This is a genomic window from Companilactobacillus formosensis, from assembly GCF_005405305.1.
Lineage (GTDB): Bacteria > Bacillota > Bacilli > Lactobacillales > Lactobacillaceae > Companilactobacillus > Companilactobacillus formosensis.
Genome location: NZ_BJDU01000004.1, coordinates 63238 through 81912 on the forward strand (window position 1 = coordinate 63238; position 18675 = coordinate 81912).

An 18675-nucleotide genomic window follows, 5' to 3' on the forward strand; every position below is an offset into this window, starting at 1 on the left:
AACCAATGGAAAATACTAAAAAGAGATTAGTTGATAAGAGCGTTGAGGCCTTTATCATGGGGATAGAAATTTATAATAAACCAACTATTAAGTATAGAATAGAAGGATTCAGCTTTTTTATTTGTAATGCCTGGGAATTGATGTTAAAAGCAGAATTATTAAATAGAGGTAAAAGCATCTATTTTAAAGATATGCCTGAAAGAACATTAAGCCTAGGTGAAGTTATTAAAAAAATATATTCGGATAAGAACACCCGTATTAGATTAAATCTGGAAAAAATAATTGAATTAAGAAATACGAGTACACACTTTATAACCGAAGATTATGAAGTGAAATATGCACCATTATTTCAAGCTTGCACTATTAATTTTGTAAATGAAATTCAAAGATTTCACGACGTTGATATAACTAAATACATACCACAAAACTTTCTTACAATCTCAGCAAGATATGAACCATTATCCAATGAAGAAATAAAGCTTAAATATCCTGCGGAAATTGCCGAAAGATTAATTAAACAAGCCAATGAAATAGACGTTTTGAGTAAGGAGTATGACTCTGATAAATTTTCTATAAATATTAAACAACAATTATTTATAACTAAGAAAAAATCAGATGCCGATTTCACAGTTAAGGTTGACAAAACTTCCGATAATAAAGTTGCTTTCATCAAAGAACTAAAAGATCCATCCGATACTCATAAATATTCATACAATAGTGTAATTACTGCCGTTAACGAGCGTCTAAATAAACAAAATTTAAAACTAAACTACACCCCTGGATTTAACCAGTATGTACTTAGCCTAATCATAGATTTTTATGATATTAAAAGAATGCCCCAATATTCATATGAACATATCATTGGCAAACAGCATAATTTTACATACTCTCAACAATTTATAGATTTTATTATGGATGAAATAAAAAAAGATCCTAAGAATTTTGTTGAAAGTTTAAAAAAGCCAAATAAAAAAAGATAACCTCAGGCACATAGGAATTCTCAGTACATTTACGTACCTACCCCATTATGGGACCCAGCGTTATTCCTTCACAAGTTATCTTAAGTACATAAAATATAACAATATTTTCGTTATTTGTAAATAACGCACGCATTGCACTTTTTGTCAAGAAAATATGATAGATTGTATGTCATGGACCTCAGACGATAAGGTTCATTTTTGTACCCTCAATCTTTAGTATAATGGAAATAACTAGGATTGCACAGGAGGGGCAGGATGAATTTACTATTTGCGATTGATGACAACGTGACACAACAATTAATGACAACTTTGTATTCAATCAAACAAAATTCTACTATCGATAAATATTCGATTTACGTGATTCAAGATAAGAAATTGCAGGAAACTGACAGGATTAAGCAATTTTGTCAAAAGCTAGGGATGCACTATCATCCAATTATTATCAAAGACGACCAATTCGACCAGGCACCGACGACTGACCGTTATCCGAAGACAATTTATTATCGTTTGTTGGCGTACAAGTATTTGCCTAAAAATATCAAAAGAATTCTCTATTTGGATGTTGATATTTTAGTGATCAATGATTTGAAACCACTGTATAACCTGGATTTGAAAGATTACTGGTATGCGGCCGCCAGCCACGTCTCTTTAGATGTGACTGATAATTTGAATAAATTAAGACTAGGAAATTATGAAACGGAAAGTTACTACAATTCAGGTGTCATGTTGATGGACTTGGAAGCTATCCGAAAGAATGTCAAAGCTCAGGATATTTTTGATTACATTAATAAAATGGGACGGACGTTACTTTTGCCCGATCAAGATATCCTCAATGGTTTATACGGCCAAAATATTATGATGATACCAGACGAGATTTACAATTATGACGCTCGAATGAATCCACTGTATTTTGCTAAGAGTAACGGTAAATGGGATATCGACTGGGTGATTGATCATACGGTGATTTTGCATTTCTGTGGTCGGGATAAGCCTTGGAAGCTAGATTACAAAGAAAGATATTCTGGATTATATAAGCATTATCAACACAAAGCTGAATCGATTTAGGTTCGGTTTTTTTTACACTATGTCAATATCATTGCGATATCACTTTGATATTGGAATGATATAATAAAGTTATGGCAGATAAAATGATAGCATTACGATTAGATAAAGATTTGTACGAACGGATCACGGAAGATGCTAACCGTGAAAATCGCAGTGTGAATAACTATATTGTCACCAAACTTAGTGAAGCAGTACCAACTAACAACCTTGAGCAGCGCCAAATAGTAGGATCAGTCGTTGGGGGCGACAAGATCAATATGGCAAACGACTTGATTGAGGTCAAAGGTATTTACTATCGCTATGATTTGTTGGCAAATGATTCCGTTAATAGCAAAAAGAGTTATCAAGTTATCAAAGCAAATGGCAATATTTTAACAATTCAAGAACTAAAATCAGAAAAGTAGGCGAAAATATATGTTTGGGTTAAAAGTAGTCCGTCAAAATCATGTTGGTTTGGTGGAAACATTAGGGAAATACAGTCGAGAAGTTAGGGCAGGGTTAAATTTTTACATTCCTATCTTTCAAAAAGTCAGAATCGTCGATTTGGCAATGATTCCGTTGGCTTTGCAAGGTTATTCAGTTATTACCAAAGATAACGCTGAAGTGCAGACTAACGTAACTTTGAATTATCACGTGACTGATGCGAGAAAGTTCGAATACGAGAATAGCAATTCAGTTGAGTCAATGATTCAATTAGTCCGTGGTCACTTGCGTGATATTATCGGTAAAATCGACTTGAACGAAGCACTAGGTTCCACTTCGAAGATCAACGCTGACCTGGCCAATGCAATCGGGGATTTGACCAATACCTATGGAATCAAAGTCGACCGTGTCAATATCGATGAGTTGAAGCCTTCCGCATCCATCACTGAATCAATGGAGAAACAAATCAGAGCTGACCGTGAAAAGACCGCCGCAATCGCCAAAGCAAATGGTGAAGCTAGAAGTATTGAAATCGAAACTAAAGCTAAAAATGACGCCACGGTTTCGACCGCCAAAGCTGAAGCTGCTGCCACAATTGCTAGAGCTGATGCCAAAGCCTATGAAATCAAGAAATTGAATGACATGTTGGCTTCAGTTGATAATAAGTACTTTACGGCACAACAAATCCAAGCCTTTTCCGAATTGGCTAAGTCACCAACTAACACTGTTGTGATGAGTAAAGATGAAATTGGGAAGTATTCTGATATTCCTGTGACAGCACAAGTTATGAATCAGATGGCTAATGATAAGTAATAATTATTGCAAAAGAATTTGGTAGAAATTAATATATAACCGTAGGATCAAGTCTAGGTAGCTCACGAGCCCTAGGCTATTTTTTTAAGCTAAAGGTGGGTTATCGAAATGTCAGATAATAATATAAGGGTAAGAAAATTGGGAGAATTGAACTTTTTTCCTATTCCCGGATCAATAAAGTTACAAGCTGATTCTTACAGTGTTTATCAAAATGAAGAAGGGATGATTATCTATGTTCCGAAGAAAAACAATCCCTTTAAAAATTCAAAGGTAATTGAAAAATATCAGGGCTCCAATCAGAAAGAAGAAATTGGTAATTCCTTAATCGGAAAGGAACTTTAAAATAAAAAAATGGACATGAGTTTATTTCAGCTCGTGTCCATTTTTTTAGCTTTTGTTTGTCAGTAAGATCAATAATTGGTAAATCTTTAATAGCGTCCAGTAACTGTTGGTCAGCATTTTCCGTGATTAATATCTCCATACGAATAATAGATACTTATAATATAACCTCAAAACAAATCCTTGACTATATGTCATTAACGACATATACTATTAACTGTCGATAACGACATATGAGAAACAAGGAGAATTATAAACATGACAAAAACATTTAAAACTTTAGAAGATTTTTTAGGAACACATTTCATTTACACTTACGATAACGGTTGGGAATACGAATGGTACGCCAAAAACGACCACACTGTTGACTACCGTATCCATGGTGGTATGGTTGGTGGCCGTTGGGTAACTGATCAAGAAGCTGACATTGTAATGCTTACAGAAGGTATCTACAAGATTTCTTGGACAGAACCTACTGGTACAGACGTTGCTTTAGACTTCATGCCTAACGAAAAGAAACTTCACGGAACAATCTTCTTCCCTAAATGGGTTCAAGAACATCCCGAAATTACCGTTACTTACCAAAATGAACACATCGACTTAATGGAAGAATCACGTGAAAAGTACGAAACATATCCTAAAATGGTCGTTCCCGAATTTGCTAACATCACATACATGGGCGATGCTGGACAAGATAACGAAGATGTTATCAGCGAAGCACCCTACAAGGGTTTGCCAGATGATATTAGAAATGGCAAATACTTTGATGAAAACTACCGTCGTATCAATAAATAGCGTGTTAAAATGATATACAAAGCTGTATATCATTTTTTTGTGGAGAAAATTATGCCGAAGAAACGAATTTTACCATACGTATTATTAGGATTGATCAACAATAAGAAGAGATTGTCAGGATATCAAATCAGCCAAGAGTTCAAACACGAAGTTGGTGATTTTTGGCATGCCTCACACAGTCAGATTTATCCAGAACTCGCTCGAATGAAAGAAGACAACTGGGTCAATGACGAAGAAGAAGGCAAAGCTACTTATTATACATTGACGACAACAGGTCACGAAGTATTGCGTAATTGGATGCAAGAACCACTCGATGGCAACGAAGAAATGTTTTCCTTAAAGCTATATTTTATAAATGATTCGACTGATCCGTTGTTAAAAAAATTGCTGGAACAAGAATTGAAACTCAAACAAGATAAGTATGAGTACCTGCAAGGCCGTTTGAGTAAAGTTTTCACTGACGAGAAAAAAATTAAAGCAAATTTTGGTCATTATTTGATTTTAACGCGCGCTATCGAACGTGAAAAAAATCATATCGAATGGTTGAAAAATAGACTGTAAGTCAAATAAGACTTCTAAATCAGAAGTCTATTTTTTATTTGCAAAAAAGAACATATGTTCGTATAATAAAAATATAAACAAAAAGAGGTGTGGACAATGGATTATCGCAAGGAACCCCATGGAGTTTACTTTCTGATTGATAACAAATCTTTTTACGCTAGTGTTGAGGCAACTTTACGTGGTTTGAATCCGCTCAAGGAGTTGTTGGTGGTGATGAGTGAGGCTGACAATGCGGGTAGCGGCTTGATTCTGGCGACGTCTCCAATGGCAAAGAAGATTTTTCATCTGAAAGCTAACGTTTCCCGTCAACGCGATTTGCCCCAGGATCCACGTTTAATCGTTGTTCCACCTCGAATGAATCTCTACATCAAACGCAATCTTCAAATTAACAATATTTTTCGTGAATTTGCGGCAGAAAAGGATGTTTGGCCTTATTCGATTGATGAGTCGATCATTGATATGACGCATTCTTGGAAGTTGTTCGGTGATTCTCCTAAGCAGGTGGCTCGTTTGATTCAAATCAAGGTTAGAAAGGAACTAGGATTGTACACTACAGTTGGAATCGGTGATAATCCTTTGCAAGCTAAAATTGCTCTAGATATTTATGCCAAGCACAATCCTGAGTTAATCGCTGAAATTCATTATCAAACCGTTCCGGAGAAAATCTGGACGATCAATGAGTTAACTGATGTCTGGAGTATCGCTAAACGGACTAAAAAGCGTCTTAATCGTTTAGGAATCCATAACATGTATGAATTAGCCCACACTAATCCTTTTTACTTAAAACAGGAATTAGGCCTGATTGGCGAGCAGTTGTTTGCGATTAGTTGGGGAATTGATCGAACAAATTTGTCTGATGAACTCAAACCTAAGAATCACAGTATCGGCAATTCTCAAGTTTTACCTAGAGATTACTTTAACCAAGTGGAGATAGAGACGGTTATCAAGGAAATGGGCCAACAAGTTGCTTCTCGATTGCGTCATCACCACAAGCAAGCTGGATGTATTTCTTTGACCGTGACTTATTCATATTCTGGAGATGACAGTGAACGTGGCGGCTTCAGTGTGGCTCGAAATATTGATGTGACTGATAAGGATTGGGAAATCAACCAGACTCTGATTTACATGTTCGAGAATTATTGGCAGGGACAGCCGGTCAGGAATCTGGCAGTTTATTCGTCCAAACTAGTCTCCAAAGTAGCGCAACAATTAGACTTCTTCACGCCGATAAAAACTCAATGTGCCAATGAAGATAGGTTAGCTGTCATCGACCAAATCAGAGCTCGTTATGGTTTCAAATCCATCGTTTACGCCAACAGCTTACTAAAAGGTGGTACAGCCATCAATCGCTCCAGCCTAGTTGGCGGACACAATGGCGGCAATGCATATGAATGACGATTTAAGATTAATCTTAGAACGAATCGAGCAGTATTTTACTCGGCGCTATCAAACAAGATATTGGCTGCAAGTGGTCAATGATCAATATGACAAAACGTATAATTTCTTCATCAACATCCAGCCAAAGGGTCAAAGAGTCCGTTCTATTCCGCTTCATACAGTAGAACAATATAATTTATCATATTTAGAAAAAATTATTAATGAAATCCAGAAAAATATCCATTTATCCTTTGTGTATGATGGTTTCACCGGTCAGAAATGGCCCACAACACAAGAATTAATTCAGAAAAGGAAACATTACGATGAATAGTAAATACCAAGCAGACCCCGAAATGGTTCAAACTTTTTTCGATAATTACTACCACGACCGTGGCAAAATCAAGTGGCAAGGTTTTTATTTATCAGATCATACTGCTGCCTTAAAAAAGCAAGCCAAGAAATCTTCCCACCAAAATAATTTACGACCACAACAAGAACTCACAGAAATAACCAAGTTCTTAATGCAGTCGTACACCTACAATCAAATTGTTAAAGTACAGTTAAATGTCTTCGACCTAAATAATCACGTAAAAGATGATTTAACTGGAGAAATACAAGGCTATGATGAAGACATGTTCTATCTAGATAATGGCAAGAAGTTCCACCTAAGTGAAGTAAGAAACGTCGCTATGGTAGCTTAGTGTTTTTGTTCTTTATGTTTTTATCTTTTATGTTTTAGGCTTTTATCTTTTAAAGGTTTAAACGAATTTAAATAGAAAGAGATATCTAGTCGGGAGCAAAAGCCCTGTGATGGCTCAGCCGGCAAATTCTACTTAGCGATTTATCGCTTACGTAGAAGACCAATCTTGAAGACTTTGCCCGGTTCTGGGCTTAGCAAAGGCTCCAAGTTGTGTCGACATTCTCCAGCCAATCACAGGGCTTTTGCGGACGACGGCATCCTTAGAAAAAAACTGCCAATTTTTGCCCAAAGAAAAAACCACTAAAAAATAGTGGCTTAAAAATCGTTTTCATCCTCAATAATATGCTCTTTAGTCTGCTTAAAAATAGTAATAATATGCTGATCACTCAAGCGATAATGGATGTTACGTCCACGTCTCGCGTTAGAAACAAGATTGAGCTGTTTTAAAATACTCAATTGATGTGAGATGGAAGATTGGCTCATATCAAGGGTATCCGCAATCTCACCAACGCTTAATGGTGTTTCAGCCAAGGCAAGAATTATTTTTACTCTCGTCATGTCACCGAAGGCTTTGAAGACGTTGACCATTGCTTCGAGATCGTCGTCGTTAGGGATATTTTGTTTTAAATTATGGAGCGCATTTTGGTGCTCTACTTCAAAATTTTGTTCTGGCATAAGTTGTCCTCTTGATTTGAATAGGTTGAAATTCATTAGAACCTATTATATTATAATTTATATATGAATGATTGCTCATATATTCAAATGAACATGTAAACCTTTTCAAGGAGGATAAATCGATGAAATCATACGATGTCCAAGCTGATTACAAAGCAAAAAATAAAGCCAAACGAATCAAAAATGAGTTTAGCAAAGAAACTAAGTTTACCATTATTCGTTTGTTAATATCTTTTATCTTACTACTATTAGGCTCAAGTTCGCTGGTAACGAGTCCGATTAATGTTATTTTGTTGGTCGCTGCGTACTTAGTCATCGGTAGTCGGATTGTTTATAAAGCCATTCGCAATATTTTCCACGGTGAAATTTTTGACGAGAACTTCCTAATGAGTATCGCCACGATTGGTGCCATCATTTTGGGAGAGTATCCTGAAGCGATTGCCGTCATGTTGTTTTACGAATTAGGGAATGTTTTCGAAGATCTTGCTGTCAATCGTTCCAAGAAGTCAATTTCCGCACTATTAGAAGTTAAACCTAATTTTGCGATGTTAAAAATCGATAATAAAATGAAAAAAGTCGACCCTAATACGGTTCAAATCGGACAAATTATCGTCGTTCGTCCTGGGGAAAAAATCCCTTTGGATGGAACAGTAGTTTTGGGTAGCTCATCAGTTGATACGTCAGCTTTGACTGGGGAATCGATGCCCCAAAATATTCAAGTTGGCGACACTGCCTTGAGTGGATCAATCAACCAGAACGGAACGCTACAAATCAAAGTTACCAAGGTTTACAGTGACTCGACCGTTGCTAAGATTTTGGATTTAGTACAAAACGCCAGCAGCAAAAAGGCCGGTGCCGAAAAATTCATTACTAAATTTGCCAAAGTTTACACACCAATCGTCGTAGCTTTGGCCGTCATGTTGGCTGTGATCCCACCACTAGTTATGCAAGGAGCTTGGAACACTTGGATTTATCGTTCGTTGATTTTCCTAGTAATTTCTTGTCCATGTGCCTTGGTAATCTCGGTTCCATTGAGTTTCTTCGGTGGAATCGGTGCCGCATCTAAGCAGGGAATCTTGGTCAAAGGTAGCAATTATCTAGAAGCCTTGAACAAAGTCGATACCGTCGCTTTTGACAAAACTGGAACTCTAACTCGTGGAAAATTTGCCGTAGTCAAAGTTACTCCAGTCGCTGATATTACCAAAGATCAACTGTTACAAATGGCCGCTAGTGTCGAGAAGAATTCAACTCATCCGATTGCTAGTTCGATTCAAAGCGCTTATACAGGTAAAGTTTTACCAATCGAAAATGCCACCGAATCTGCTGGTCATGGTTTGACTGCCGAAGTGGATGATCAAAGAGTTATCGTTGGTAATGCCAAATCAATGCGTGAATCTGGGGTCAATTTTGTTGAATCGACTGATGTTGGAACAATCGTCTATGTGGCAGTTGGCAAGAAGTTCTGGGGTCACATCGTGATTGCGGACGAACTCAAGACTGATGCTCAAAAAGCCATTCACTTGTTACATAACCGTGGAATCAAGCAAACGGTCATGTTGACAGGGGATAATGAAAAAGTCGGTCATTCGATTGCTAAAAAGCTCAAAATGAGTGGAGTTTATACTAATTTATTACCAGAAAATAAAGTTTCAATCGTTAATAAATTGTTGAAGAAGTCCCACCAGACAAATCATAAAGTAGCTTTCGTTGGTGACGGAATCAATGATACGCCAGTCCTAGCAACAGCTGACATCGGATTTGCCATGGGTGGATTAGGATCAGATGCGGCCGTTGAAGCTGCAGATATCGTCATTATGGGCGATGAACCATCCAAAGTCGCTAGAGCAATGAAAATTGCCAAACGTACCCGTCAAATTGTCATCCAAAATATTTCCTTTGCGTTAATAATTAAAGTTCTTTTCTTATTAATGGGGGCTTTGGGTATGGTCGATATGTGGCAAGCAGTTTTCGCCGATGTTGGTGTTACTTTGATTGCTGTATTAAACGCCATTCGTTTACAATTAATAAATTTTGATAAGTAAAACAAAAACTGATTCCAATTGCGGAGTCAGTTTTTTTGGTATAAATATGTGCATGAGGTGGTAGCAACCTAATAATGTTAATCAAGTATACTAATAACCTCAATTTTATTTTGTTTTAAATCAATTTTACAGCGCATATGTTTATTATATCTAGAATCAAAAGCCGTTACTTCAACATGATGTGTGTCTTTATATTTAAAATCACTTAGTCTTGCGGGAATATTTTGCTGCTTGAATAGTAGAACAACTAAACGTTCATAGTTAGCCGGACTAACGGGTATACCATTCTTTTTAATATATTTTTTAAATCCTTTTGTATTTTTCTTTTTTGTAACTCTAGCAATTTCTCTTTCATATCTTCTGTGGACAGCTTCTTTAGAAATATCTTCACCTTTAGCGTAAGGTGAACCATAAATTGATCCATGTCCAGTTCTATTCTTGGGCATCAGAAAACCTCATTTATAATTTGTTGATACCATTGTATCATTGTTATATCAACGTTTTATAAAAGGATAATTCTATTAAAAAACAAATATATAAATTAGGGAATTCATCCAAAATTAAATATACTAACTGTATAGTCATGCACTTTTGGGTAGCTCCCAAGTTGGCTTAATCAGAATGTTGAGTAGAGCAATGCCCCTCGTTTATTCCAGAAGGTGGAGGTGTCTGCTATGTCAATCGGAAAAGTTTGGAGTGTGTGTGGTGCAAACCGCTTTTGTAGTGTATATCTTTGCAATTGCTTTCGAGCATTTTGCAAATGGTATCACGACAATCAAAAAAGCTAACCGAAAAGGTTAGCTAATCTCCGAATCTATTCCATCTGATGTTGAAGTCATGGGATCACGACTCCCATGGCTTCTTTTCGTTTACAAAGGTATTATATACAAAAATTTTCTACTTATCAATCAATCTAAATATTATTAACAGAAAGCTGTTCACTACGTGATTTAACAAAGTCAGTAAAACTCTTAATCGCCGGCTGATTCTCAACTTGTTTCAAAGTTGCCATGTAGAGGATACGTTGCCAATTAGGGTAAGAAATAGGAATAATCTTGACTGGCAAAGTTTGCAAAATCGACATATTAGGAACGATGGCGATACCAAAATTATTCGCTACTAATCCAGCAATTGCCTGATCTTCTTCGACTGAATAAGCGCTGATAGGTTGGCCACCGCAGTCATTAAATAACTTTTTGATAATTGGATACAGACCACTATTTTTTGCGAAAGTAACTTGCGGGTAATTCAAAGTTTCTGCCAAATCAATACTGGAATGATTGGCTAAGGGATGATTGACTGAGGTGATGCAAACCATTGTCTGTTCGGCGACTGGAAAGAAATCCAAATCAGGATAATTGTCCATTTTGGAGCAAAAAGCTACATCGTATTTTTTATCGCGCAAACCATTCAAGATATCCGGAGATAAACCGGTGTCGGTGTTGAATTGGAAATCGATAGTTTGGTCGCTACTACTATGCAAAAAATTCTGCGCCATATCGGGAACCCACTTGATACTGAGCGTGCGTAATGAAGCTAGGCGGATAATCGTTTTCTTTTTGTTGAAACTCTTAGCAGTAGCGATGCTTTTGTCCAGTGAATTCAATGTCGATTCAACACTATTGGCAAAAACACGACCAGCTGGAGTCAAAGTTACATTACGTCCTTGATGACTAAAGAGTTCTAGATTGAGTTCTTTTTCCAATGAATGGATGGCTTTGGTCAAACTCGGTTGGGTAATGTGCAAGGTTTTAGCAGTTTGGGTGTAATTTTGCGTTCTTGATAAGGCTACGAAATATCTTAAGTGATCTAAGTTCATCTAACCCCTTCTCTCTATAGCCAATATACCAAAACCGATAACTTTTAGCTATGAATCATCGAGTATAAAAGCTATTGGACGCCTCCAAATGAAACGATTACATTGAAGTTATAGAGCAATGAGGGGGAATTTCTATGACGAAAGAACATCCAATTACTATTAGTTCTTGGACTTTGGGTGATAAATGTAGCTTCGAGGATCGTTGTAAAGCTGCCAGTCAAGCCGGTTATGATGGAATCGGTTTGCGAGCTGAAACTTATGTCGATGCTTTAAATGAAGGCTTATCTGATCAAGATATTTTGGACATGTTAACTAAATATCATCTCAGATGCACCGAAGTCGAATATATCGTCCAATGGTGTGAAGAGCCACGTTCGTATGAACAAAAATATAAAGAACAAATGTGTTTCCATATGTGCAAATTATTCGGTGTTAAGCACATCAACACTGGTTTGATGGAAGATTATTCAGTCGATTACACAGCTAAAAAATTACAAGCCTTGGCTAGTCGTGCTGGTGATTTGATTATCGCTTTGGAACCAATGCCATACAGCGGTTTAACTAATTTCGACAAAACTTGGAAGATTATTCAAAAAGCCGACTGCAACAACGTTTATATGCTATTGGATATGTGGCACTGGGTCAGAAGCAATCAATCTTATAATTTGTTGACGAAGGAACAAGCTAAGAAAGTTATTTCGATTCAATTAGACGATGCCTACGCTAGACCTTATGCCAAATCGATTTTACGTGATGAATCGATGCATGACCGTTTGGCTCCGGGAACTGGCGAATTGGATACTGTCGGCTTTGTCAAAATGATTAAAGATGCTGGTGTCGATCCCAAAGTTATCGGTGTGGAAGTGATCTCTGATAACTACATAGCTAAAGGAATCGATTTTGTGGCTGATTATACTTACAAGAATACTGTGAAGGTTTTGCAAGCAGCTTGGCCAGAAATTTTGCAAGAGAATAAGTAATTTGGGGGCAGAAAAATGAGTGATAGTTGGTTAGGTTTAAACGATAAAGTTGTTGTTATTACTGGTGCCGTTGGTGGCATGGGTACGAAATTTTGTGAGGAATTTGCCAAACAAGGTTCAAAAATTGTTTTAGTCGATTTGCTCAAAGATAAGATTGAGAAGTATGCCAAAGAGTTAACTGACAAGTATCATGTCGAAACTTTGCCAGTAACTTGCGACACAACTAATGAAGAACAAGTCGATGCAGCCGTAAAAGCTGTAGTTGATAAATTTGGCCGTGTTGATGTGTTAGTTAATACAGCTGCTATTTTGAGATTTTCACCACTTGAGGATTTGCGTTTGGATGAATGGAAGACCGCTCTAAACGTCAATATCACTGGTTACTTCTTGATGTCACAACGTTTTGGAAAAGTCATGATCAAACAAAAGCATGGTACTTTAGTTCACATTTCAACCGTCGCATCACATTCGCCAGAAACTTACAGTGGGGCTTACAGTACAACTAAAGCTGCTGTTGATATGATGTCCAAACAAATGGCTGCTGAATGGGGTCAATTCGGTGTTCGTAGCAACTGCGTTCTCCCATGTTTAGTCAAAACTCCTTTGTCAGCCAATTTCTACAGTGATCCTAAAGTCGAAGATGGTCGTAAGAAGTTAGTTGCCAGTCGTCGTATCGGAACCCTAGATGATATTGCTAACACTGTTTTATTCATGAGCAGTGACCGTTCTGATTACACTAATGGTGGTGAAGTAACTGTCGATGGTGGTATCGGAATTATGATGTCGGATCAGATTCCAAAACCAGGTGGTCGTCGTCAATACGCTATCGATCATCATCAACCTGCTAGGAAATAGAGGGATATCATTATGGAAAGACACATTTCAGGAACTACCGGTTTATTCACTTTGTTAGGTTCACCAGTCGGTCATTCAGGTTCTCCAGCTATGTTTAATTACAGTTTTAAGAAACAAGGCTTGGATTATGCCTATTTGGCTTTTGACGTGAAAAAAGCAGACATGCCTAGAGCTATCGATGCATTGAAGTTATTTAAAGTCCGTGGCAGTAACGTTACCATGCCTTGCAAGACTGTTGCTGCCAGTTTAGTCAATGAGTTATCACCAGCTGCCAAAATTATCGGAGCTATCAACGTTATCGTGAATGATAATGGTAAATTGACTGGCCACATTACCGACGGAATCGGGTTTGTACGTAATTTGAAAGAGCATGGTGTCGACATTGCTAATAAGAAATTAGTTGTTCTCGGTTCTGGTGGAGCAGCCACAGCCATTGAAGTTCAATCAGCCTTAGACGGAGCTGCAGAAATTACTATCTTCAATAAAAAAGATGAATTTTACCAACGTGCCGAGCAGACTAAACAAAAGATTCAGCAAGCTAAACCTGAGGTTAAAGTTCAAGTTTGTGATTTGGACGACCAAAATAAATTGAAAGCAGAAATTGCTCGAGCTGATATTTTAGTCAATGCTACAATTGTGGGAATGAAACCTTTGGACGGCAAATCCTTAGTCGATAAGTCATTCTTGCGTCCCGATTTAGTCGTAGCGGATACAGTTTATAATCCTTTGAAGACTAAATTGATTCTAGATGCTGAAAGTATCGGTTGCACCACAGCACCAGGTAAAGGGATGTTGTTGTGGCAAGGAGCTGCTGCTTATAAATTATTCACAGGTAAAGACATGCCAACCGCAGAGTATCAAGCTTATGAAAAGAAATTAGCTCAAAAGTAATAAAAAAACTGATTCCAATATTATGGAGTCAGTTTTTTAGTATAAATATATAAATTAGGAAATCTATCAGAAATTAAATATACTAACTGTATAGTCATGCACTCTTGGGTAGCTCCCAAGTTGGCTTAGTCAGAATGTTGAGTAGAGCGACGCCCCTCGTTTAATCCGGAAGATGGAGGTGTCTGCTATGTCAATCGGAAAAGTTTGGAGTGTGTGTGGTGCAAACCGCTTTTGTAGTGTATATCTTTGCAATTGCTTTTGAGCATTTTGCAAATGGTATCGCGATAATCAAAAAAGCTAACCGAGAAGGTTAGCTATCACAAAAATCTATTCCATCTGATGTTGAAGTCATGGGATCACGACTCTCATGGCTTCTTTTCGTTTACAAGGGTATTATATCCAAAAGGATTAATTTTATCAATCAAATAAAGATCCGAAGCTAAAATTATTCAGCTTCGGATTTTTTGTTGTCATTATTTTTAGGAAGGCAGACGATTGTTCCGTCGTAGCCTTGATACATATCATATTCTGTTGCCATTGGGTGGATGGTACTAGGAATGGTTATTACTTGCTCGCCATTGATTGCTTTAACTTTGACTGACATGATTACACTACCTTTCGCACCAAGTTAGTATCATAAAAATAACACGTTTTTGGAATGAAAGAAAGTTTTAGATAGTGTTTTCCAAATTTACTTCCCAGGCAAAATATTAATAATATAAAGCAACAAGATAAAGACAAAGAACAGGATATACATAATAGGAGTAACTTCCTTACGGCGACCAGCGGCCCACATTGTTAGAGGGTAGAACAAGATACCAAAGGCGAAACCGTAAGAGATATTATAAGTCAAAGGCATACCAACAATTGTTAGAAAGGCCGGCATGGCAATTTCAAACTTAGTCCAATCAATTTGTTTCATTGATTGAGCCATCAAAATACCAACGATGATCAAAACTGGTGCAGTAACGTTAGTAGTTACGATTGATAAGAGTGGTGAGAAGAACATTGAGATAGCGAACATTACACTGACGACTAAAGCTGTTAGACCAGTACGACCACCAACAGCGATACCGGCAGAAGATTCAACGAAGGCAGCAGTTGGAGTAGTACCCATGACAGCACCACCAAGCATTGAAATAGAGTCAGCCATCAAAGCTTTACCGATACGAGGCATTTTGTTGTCTTTCATGAAACCAGCTTGTTCGGCCAAACCAATCAAAGTACCGGCAGTATCGAAGAAAGCTACCAACAAGAAGACTAAGACGACCGCCCAAAGTTGTGGGTTAGCGAGATCTGGCATGTGAGCCACACCGACACCAAAAGTTGGTTTCATACTAGGAATAGTTGAGATGATTTGTTTTGGAAGTGGAATTAATTTCGTAATTAAACCGACGATAGTTGTCAAAACCATACCGATGAAAATTGAACCAGGAACTTTTTTGGCCATCAACAGACCAGTTGCGACTAGTCCAAAGATAGTTAACCAAGTTGTAGGAACGGTCAAAGAACCCATTTCTACCAAAGTAGACTTACTTGCTGTGACTAAGCCACCACCTTGTAGACCAACGAAAGCGATGAACAAACCGATACCAGCAGCCATAGCTAATTTTAAGTCATGTGGAATAGAATCGATGACTAATTCACGTAATTTTAATACAGAGATCAATAGGAATAAAATACTCGACATGAATACTCCGGCCATAGCTGTCTGCCAAGGAATACCCATAGCGAGAACTACTGAATAAGTAAAGAAGGCATTGTCACCCAAACCTGGAGCGATAGCGATTGGATAGTTAGCAAGTAGAGCCATCAAAACGGAACCTAAAATTGCGGAAAGAGCAGTAGCAGTGAAGACGGCGCCTTTGTCCATACCCGCTGTTCCTAAAACTTGTGGGTTGACGAATAAAATATAAGCCATTGAAACGAACGTTGTTAATCCAGCTAACACTTCACGACGAACAGTTGTATTAGCCTCTTTAAGGTGAAATAGTTTTTCCATGAAACTGAGACTTGGATCTGATTCCATGATATTAACCCCCTAAGGTTTTATTGTTTACTTCATAAGTATTACAGATATTATGAGAAATTACAACTAAAAGACGATTAATAATAAAATTATATCAAATATTGTTCGGATTTATATTTATTCAAGCCAATAAAAAAGTATCTCACAAACAAAATTGTAAAATACCTCTCTAAAAGACAAACTATCTAAAAACTTCCTCAGCTGGTGTGTCACCACTAGCAAAAGTATATTCTTTCTTGATTGTAGCTGGGTTTTCAATAATCAAAGCTAGAGCTTTAGCAACGTCAGCACGTGGGATCGAACCAGATTCATTTGGACCTAATAATTGAATCTTGCCCGTACCATCATCATTAGTTAAAGCACCAGGATGAATGATCGTGTAATCTAGGCTCGTGCCACGCAAATGGTCGTCAGCGTAGTGTTTAGCAGTCATGTAAGGTCTGATGCCGGTAGCGTCCCATTTGTCACGGTCGTCACTGAACAAAGAGCTAACCATAATATAACGTTTGATATCGTTAGCTTCAGCGACCATCATTGTCTTGATAGCACCGTCGAGGTCGATTTCCATAGTTAAAGCATCGCTTGCACCACCAGCACCGGCAGAGAAGACGATGACATCGGCACCACTTTCTTCAATAGATGCACTGATTTCGTCTAAAGATGCGGTCAAATCAATGTATTGTGTTTCAATGTTGTTTTCATTGTAGGCCTTGATCTGTTCTTGACTACGCAATCCAGCAACAAAATCGATGTTTCTTGATTGTAATTCTCCAATTAATAGGTGTCCGACTTTTCCGTGAGCACCAATGATAAGAACTTTCATAAAATTCGAAACCTCCTTAGTTAACCATACTGTAGCAACAATTTTTTGATAATGCTAGTCTTTTGTATCTTATATGTGTCTATACTAAAATTAATAAAAAGGGGAGGGTATATATGAAGATATTAGGAATATTAGCCTCGCATCAGGAACATGGACTCAATGCTGAAATGCTGTCTGAAGTCTTGGATAATGTTGACCCTGGTGTCGAAACTGAAACTATCTATTTAGAAAATTACGAAATAACTCCACATAAATATCATGAAAAAAATCCAGTTTTGGATGAATTATCGCAAAAATTGATGGATAGTGACGTCTGGGTCTTTGCAGCACCAACTTATTTTCGCGAATTATCTGGTGTTTTGAAGAATTTCTTCGATTGTATGCGACCAAAACTAGTTTATTTCAAAGAAAATGGCGACATGATCCCCGGACAATTCAAGAATAAGCATTATTTGAGTATCAGTTCTTGTTACGTCTCGACCCTGGAGAACTTTTTAACCGGTGTCACTGACGAAAGTTTCAAGACGATTGACCGAGTGATGTCAGCTGCTGGCGTGATCAAGGTCGGAGAGATAGTTTTGCCAAATACTTTTGGGATGAAAGAAATCCCTAACAATAAGAAAGAACTGTGTCACAAGTATGCCAAAAAGATATCTGTCAAAAAGAGAAAGGATGATTCAACTGTGAAAAGATATATTCAATTATTCTTCATGATTGCGGTAATGGCGCTGATTACGATGGGGATTCAACTACCACTAAGGAATTGGATTGGCGGTAATTTCTGGTTGAACTATGTCAGTTTTACAGTGATCTTCTTTGTCTTGTTAGCTTGTATCTTGCATTTTGTAACTTTTGTAAAGCATCGTCGGCGTTAAATTAAGCATTAAAAAAAGGCAGTCAAACGGCTACCTTAATTTTTTTACTTTACTAATTCATTTAGTTGACCGAGAACCTTATCATAGCTAGGTTCATCAGTTTGAACAGGTACGATTTCGGAATAGATGATTTCACCATTCTTATCAACGACCCAAACGGAACGAGCTAAAATGTTAATGTCTCTGATCCAAATCTTTGATTTCTTACCGAAGTCATGGTCGATATCGGATAACATGACCATATTCTTAACGCCTTCAGCAGCACACCAGTGAGATTGTTCTTCCGGAGTGTTAGTTGAAATAGTCACAAAATTGATTTCTGAATGTCCGTCAATTTCTTCATTGAAATGCTTAGTTTGCACGCTGCAGACACTAGTATTGATATTTGGAACAACACTGATAAGTAGAGGCTTGTCTAAGAAACTGCTCAACTTGACCTCATTGTTATCTTTATTTAGAACAGTAAAATCAGGGAACTTTTCACCTACAGTCAAAGGATCACCATAAGTAGTAATTGTTTTTCCCTTAAAATCTAAATCCATACAAATCACACCTTTCTATTCGAACTAAATTTATTATAAATGACCGTGAATCAAAAACCTAGAAATTAGACTGAAAAGACAAGGAATATAG

22 protein-coding genes are annotated in these 18675 nt (G+C 37.4%); 15 read left to right on the forward strand and 7 right to left on the reverse strand.

What is annotated here, in order from left to right; all coding sequences use genetic code 11:
• Positions 1–5: 5 nt before the first annotated feature.
• The 10 genes from FFM65_RS05690 to FFM65_RS05735 all read left to right on the forward strand — a co-directional run bounded on the left by FFM65_RS05690 (position 6) and on the right by FFM65_RS05735 (position 7054).
• Positions 6–980 carry a DUF3644 domain-containing protein gene (locus FFM65_RS05690; RefSeq protein WP_119318052.1) on the forward strand — a complete coding sequence of 325 codons (975 nt, stop codon included), beginning with the start codon at positions 6–8 and terminating at the stop codon, positions 978–980.
• A gap of 255 nt (positions 981–1235) precedes the next feature.
• Entirely contained in the window at positions 1236–2045 is an 810-nt protein-coding gene (locus FFM65_RS05695; RefSeq protein ID WP_119318053.1) for a glycosyltransferase family 8 protein, read from the forward strand.
• A 71-nt stretch (positions 2046–2116) separates the two neighbouring features.
• Entirely contained in the window at positions 2117–2449 is a 333-nt protein-coding gene (locus tag FFM65_RS05700; RefSeq protein ID WP_010020902.1) for a HicB domain-containing protein, read from the forward strand.
• Between the two features lie 10 nt (positions 2450–2459).
• Positions 2460–3281 carry an SPFH domain-containing protein gene (locus tag FFM65_RS05705; RefSeq protein WP_057814322.1) on the forward strand — a complete coding sequence of 274 codons (822 nt, stop codon included), beginning with the start codon at positions 2460–2462 and terminating at the stop codon, positions 3279–3281.
• Positions 3282–3389: 108 nt separating this feature from the next.
• Positions 3390–3623, forward strand: a complete 234-nt coding sequence (locus FFM65_RS05710; protein ID WP_119318054.1) for an antitoxin of toxin-antitoxin stability system — start codon at positions 3390–3392, stop codon at positions 3621–3623.
• Positions 3624–3878: 255 nt separating this feature from the next.
• Positions 3879–4415, forward strand: a complete 537-nt coding sequence (locus FFM65_RS05715) for a phenolic acid decarboxylase (RefSeq protein ID WP_119318055.1) — start codon at positions 3879–3881, stop codon at positions 4413–4415.
• 51 nt (positions 4416–4466) lie between these two features.
• Entirely contained in the window at positions 4467–4976 is a 510-nt protein-coding gene (locus tag FFM65_RS05720; protein WP_119318056.1) for a PadR family transcriptional regulator, read from the forward strand.
• Between the two features lie 96 nt (positions 4977–5072).
• On the forward strand, positions 5073–6371 hold the full coding sequence (locus tag FFM65_RS05725) for a Y-family DNA polymerase (protein WP_119318057.1): 1299 nt from the start codon (positions 5073–5075) through the stop codon (positions 6369–6371).
• Entirely contained in the window at positions 6349–6684 is a 336-nt protein-coding gene (locus FFM65_RS05730; protein ID WP_245954236.1) for an acetyl-CoA carboxylase, read from the forward strand. The genes FFM65_RS05725 and FFM65_RS05730 overlap by 23 nt, the downstream gene beginning before the upstream one ends.
• Positions 6677–7054 carry a hypothetical protein gene (locus tag FFM65_RS05735; protein ID WP_119318059.1) on the forward strand — a complete coding sequence of 126 codons (378 nt, stop codon included), beginning with the start codon at positions 6677–6679 and terminating at the stop codon, positions 7052–7054. The genes FFM65_RS05730 and FFM65_RS05735 overlap by 8 nt, the downstream gene beginning before the upstream one ends.
• Positions 7055–7368: 314 nt before the next feature.
• Here FFM65_RS05735 and FFM65_RS05740 read toward each other — a convergent pair whose 3' ends face one another.
• On the reverse strand, positions 7369–7728 hold the full coding sequence (locus FFM65_RS05740) for an ArsR/SmtB family transcription factor (protein ID WP_010020872.1): 360 nt from the start codon (positions 7726–7728) through the stop codon (positions 7369–7371).
• A 122-nt stretch (positions 7729–7850) separates the two neighbouring features.
• Here FFM65_RS05740 and FFM65_RS05745 point away from each other — a divergent pair, with 122 nt between their 5' ends.
• The gene (locus FFM65_RS05745) at positions 7851–9770 is read left to right on the forward strand and encodes a heavy metal translocating P-type ATPase (RefSeq protein ID WP_119318060.1); all 1920 of its coding nucleotides are present in this window, start codon (positions 7851–7853) and stop codon (positions 9768–9770) included.
• Positions 9771–9847: 77 nt separating this feature from the next.
• On the opposite strand, the gene FFM65_RS05750 is transcribed toward FFM65_RS05745, so the two are convergent.
• Positions 9848–10216, reverse strand: a complete 369-nt coding sequence (locus tag FFM65_RS05750; protein WP_119318061.1) for a hypothetical protein — start codon at positions 10214–10216, stop codon at positions 9848–9850.
• A gap of 467 nt (positions 10217–10683) precedes the next feature.
• A complete protein-coding gene (locus FFM65_RS05755; protein WP_119318062.1) occupies positions 10684–11589 on the reverse strand; it encodes a LysR family transcriptional regulator in 906 nt (301 codons plus the stop codon).
• 134 nt (positions 11590–11723) lie between these two features.
• Between FFM65_RS05755 and FFM65_RS05760 the strand changes: the two genes are divergently transcribed.
• The 3 genes from FFM65_RS05760 to FFM65_RS05770 are packed head-to-tail and all read left to right on the forward strand — an operon-like array spanning position 11724 to position 14315.
• A complete protein-coding gene (locus FFM65_RS05760; protein ID WP_119318063.1) occupies positions 11724–12569 on the forward strand; it encodes a sugar phosphate isomerase/epimerase family protein in 846 nt (281 codons plus the stop codon).
• A gap of 15 nt (positions 12570–12584) precedes the next feature.
• Positions 12585–13424 (forward strand): SDR family NAD(P)-dependent oxidoreductase, encoded by an 840-nt coding sequence (locus FFM65_RS05765; protein WP_119318064.1) that lies wholly within the window; start codon positions 12585–12587, stop codon positions 13422–13424.
• 12 nt (positions 13425–13436) lie between these two features.
• The gene (locus FFM65_RS05770; RefSeq protein ID WP_119318065.1) at positions 13437–14315 is read left to right on the forward strand and encodes a shikimate dehydrogenase; all 879 of its coding nucleotides are present in this window, start codon (positions 13437–13439) and stop codon (positions 14313–14315) included.
• A 445-nt stretch (positions 14316–14760) separates the two neighbouring features.
• On the opposite strand, the gene FFM65_RS12140 is transcribed toward FFM65_RS05770, so the two are convergent.
• The 3 genes from FFM65_RS12140 to FFM65_RS05780 all read right to left on the reverse strand — a co-directional run bounded on the left by FFM65_RS12140 (position 14761) and on the right by FFM65_RS05780 (position 17167).
• Complete coding sequence (locus tag FFM65_RS12140; RefSeq protein ID WP_161936670.1) at positions 14761–14919, reverse strand: hypothetical protein; 159 nt, start codon at positions 14917–14919, stop codon at positions 14761–14763.
• Positions 14920–15006: 87 nt separating this feature from the next.
• On the reverse strand, positions 15007–16344 hold the full coding sequence (locus FFM65_RS05775) for an NCS2 family permease (RefSeq protein WP_119318066.1): 1338 nt from the start codon (positions 16342–16344) through the stop codon (positions 15007–15009).
• Positions 16345–16525: 181 nt separating this feature from the next.
• The gene (locus tag FFM65_RS05780) at positions 16526–17167 is read right to left on the reverse strand and encodes an SDR family oxidoreductase (RefSeq protein ID WP_119318067.1); all 642 of its coding nucleotides are present in this window, start codon (positions 17165–17167) and stop codon (positions 16526–16528) included.
• Between the two features lie 113 nt (positions 17168–17280).
• Here FFM65_RS05780 and FFM65_RS05785 point away from each other — a divergent pair, with 113 nt between their 5' ends.
• On the forward strand, positions 17281–18042 hold the full coding sequence (locus FFM65_RS05785) for a flavodoxin family protein (protein ID WP_119318068.1): 762 nt from the start codon (positions 17281–17283) through the stop codon (positions 18040–18042).
• A 44-nt stretch (positions 18043–18086) separates the two neighbouring features.
• On the opposite strand, the gene tpx is transcribed toward FFM65_RS05785, so the two are convergent.
• A complete protein-coding gene (gene tpx, locus FFM65_RS05790; RefSeq protein ID WP_119318069.1) occupies positions 18087–18584 on the reverse strand; it encodes a thiol peroxidase in 498 nt (165 codons plus the stop codon).
• Positions 18585–18675 lie beyond the last annotated feature (91 nt).

What these genes read in the sequence shown, in the direction of transcription:
- FFM65_RS05690 (WP_119318052.1), top strand. Translation starts at nt 6, where the DNA reads ATGGAAAATACTAAAAAGAGATTAGTTGATAAGAGCGTTGAGGCCTTT.
- FFM65_RS05695 (WP_119318053.1), top strand. Translation starts at nt 1,236, where the DNA reads ATGAATTTACTATTTGCGATTGATGACAACGTGACACAACAATTAATG.
- FFM65_RS05700 (WP_010020902.1), top strand. Translation starts at nt 2,117, where the DNA reads ATGGCAGATAAAATGATAGCATTACGATTAGATAAAGATTTGTACGAA.
- FFM65_RS05705 (WP_057814322.1), top strand. Translation starts at nt 2,460, where the DNA reads ATGTTTGGGTTAAAAGTAGTCCGTCAAAATCATGTTGGTTTGGTGGAA.
- FFM65_RS05710 (WP_119318054.1), top strand. Translation starts at nt 3,390, where the DNA reads ATGTCAGATAATAATATAAGGGTAAGAAAATTGGGAGAATTGAACTTT.
- FFM65_RS05715 (WP_119318055.1), top strand. Translation starts at nt 3,879, where the DNA reads ATGACAAAAACATTTAAAACTTTAGAAGATTTTTTAGGAACACATTTC.
- FFM65_RS05720 (WP_119318056.1), top strand. Translation starts at nt 4,467, where the DNA reads ATGCCGAAGAAACGAATTTTACCATACGTATTATTAGGATTGATCAAC.
- FFM65_RS05725 (WP_119318057.1), top strand. Translation starts at nt 5,073, where the DNA reads ATGGATTATCGCAAGGAACCCCATGGAGTTTACTTTCTGATTGATAAC.
- FFM65_RS05730 (WP_245954236.1), top strand. Translation starts at nt 6,349, where the DNA reads ATGGCGGCAATGCATATGAATGACGATTTAAGATTAATCTTAGAACGA.
- FFM65_RS05735 (WP_119318059.1), top strand. Translation starts at nt 6,677, where the DNA reads ATGAATAGTAAATACCAAGCAGACCCCGAAATGGTTCAAACTTTTTTC.
- FFM65_RS05740 (WP_010020872.1), bottom strand. Translation starts at nt 7,728, where the DNA reads ATGCCAGAACAAAATTTTGAAGTAGAGCACCAAAATGCGCTCCATAAT.
- FFM65_RS05745 (WP_119318060.1), top strand. Translation starts at nt 7,851, where the DNA reads ATGAAATCATACGATGTCCAAGCTGATTACAAAGCAAAAAATAAAGCC.
- FFM65_RS05750 (WP_119318061.1), bottom strand. Translation starts at nt 10,216, where the DNA reads ATGCCCAAGAATAGAACTGGACATGGATCAATTTATGGTTCACCTTAC.
- FFM65_RS05755 (WP_119318062.1), bottom strand. Translation starts at nt 11,589, where the DNA reads ATGAACTTAGATCACTTAAGATATTTCGTAGCCTTATCAAGAACGCAA.
- FFM65_RS05760 (WP_119318063.1), top strand. Translation starts at nt 11,724, where the DNA reads ATGACGAAAGAACATCCAATTACTATTAGTTCTTGGACTTTGGGTGAT.
- FFM65_RS05765 (WP_119318064.1), top strand. Translation starts at nt 12,585, where the DNA reads ATGAGTGATAGTTGGTTAGGTTTAAACGATAAAGTTGTTGTTATTACT.
- FFM65_RS05770 (WP_119318065.1), top strand. Translation starts at nt 13,437, where the DNA reads ATGGAAAGACACATTTCAGGAACTACCGGTTTATTCACTTTGTTAGGT.
- FFM65_RS12140 (WP_161936670.1), bottom strand. Translation starts at nt 14,919, where the DNA reads ATGTCAGTCAAAGTTAAAGCAATCAATGGCGAGCAAGTAATAACCATT.
- FFM65_RS05775 (WP_119318066.1), bottom strand. Translation starts at nt 16,344, where the DNA reads ATGGAATCAGATCCAAGTCTCAGTTTCATGGAAAAACTATTTCACCTT.
- FFM65_RS05780 (WP_119318067.1), bottom strand. Translation starts at nt 17,167, where the DNA reads ATGAAAGTTCTTATCATTGGTGCTCACGGAAAAGTCGGACACCTATTA.
- FFM65_RS05785 (WP_119318068.1), top strand. Translation starts at nt 17,281, where the DNA reads ATGAAGATATTAGGAATATTAGCCTCGCATCAGGAACATGGACTCAAT.
- tpx (WP_119318069.1), bottom strand. Translation starts at nt 18,584, where the DNA reads ATGGATTTAGATTTTAAGGGAAAAACAATTACTACTTATGGTGATCCT.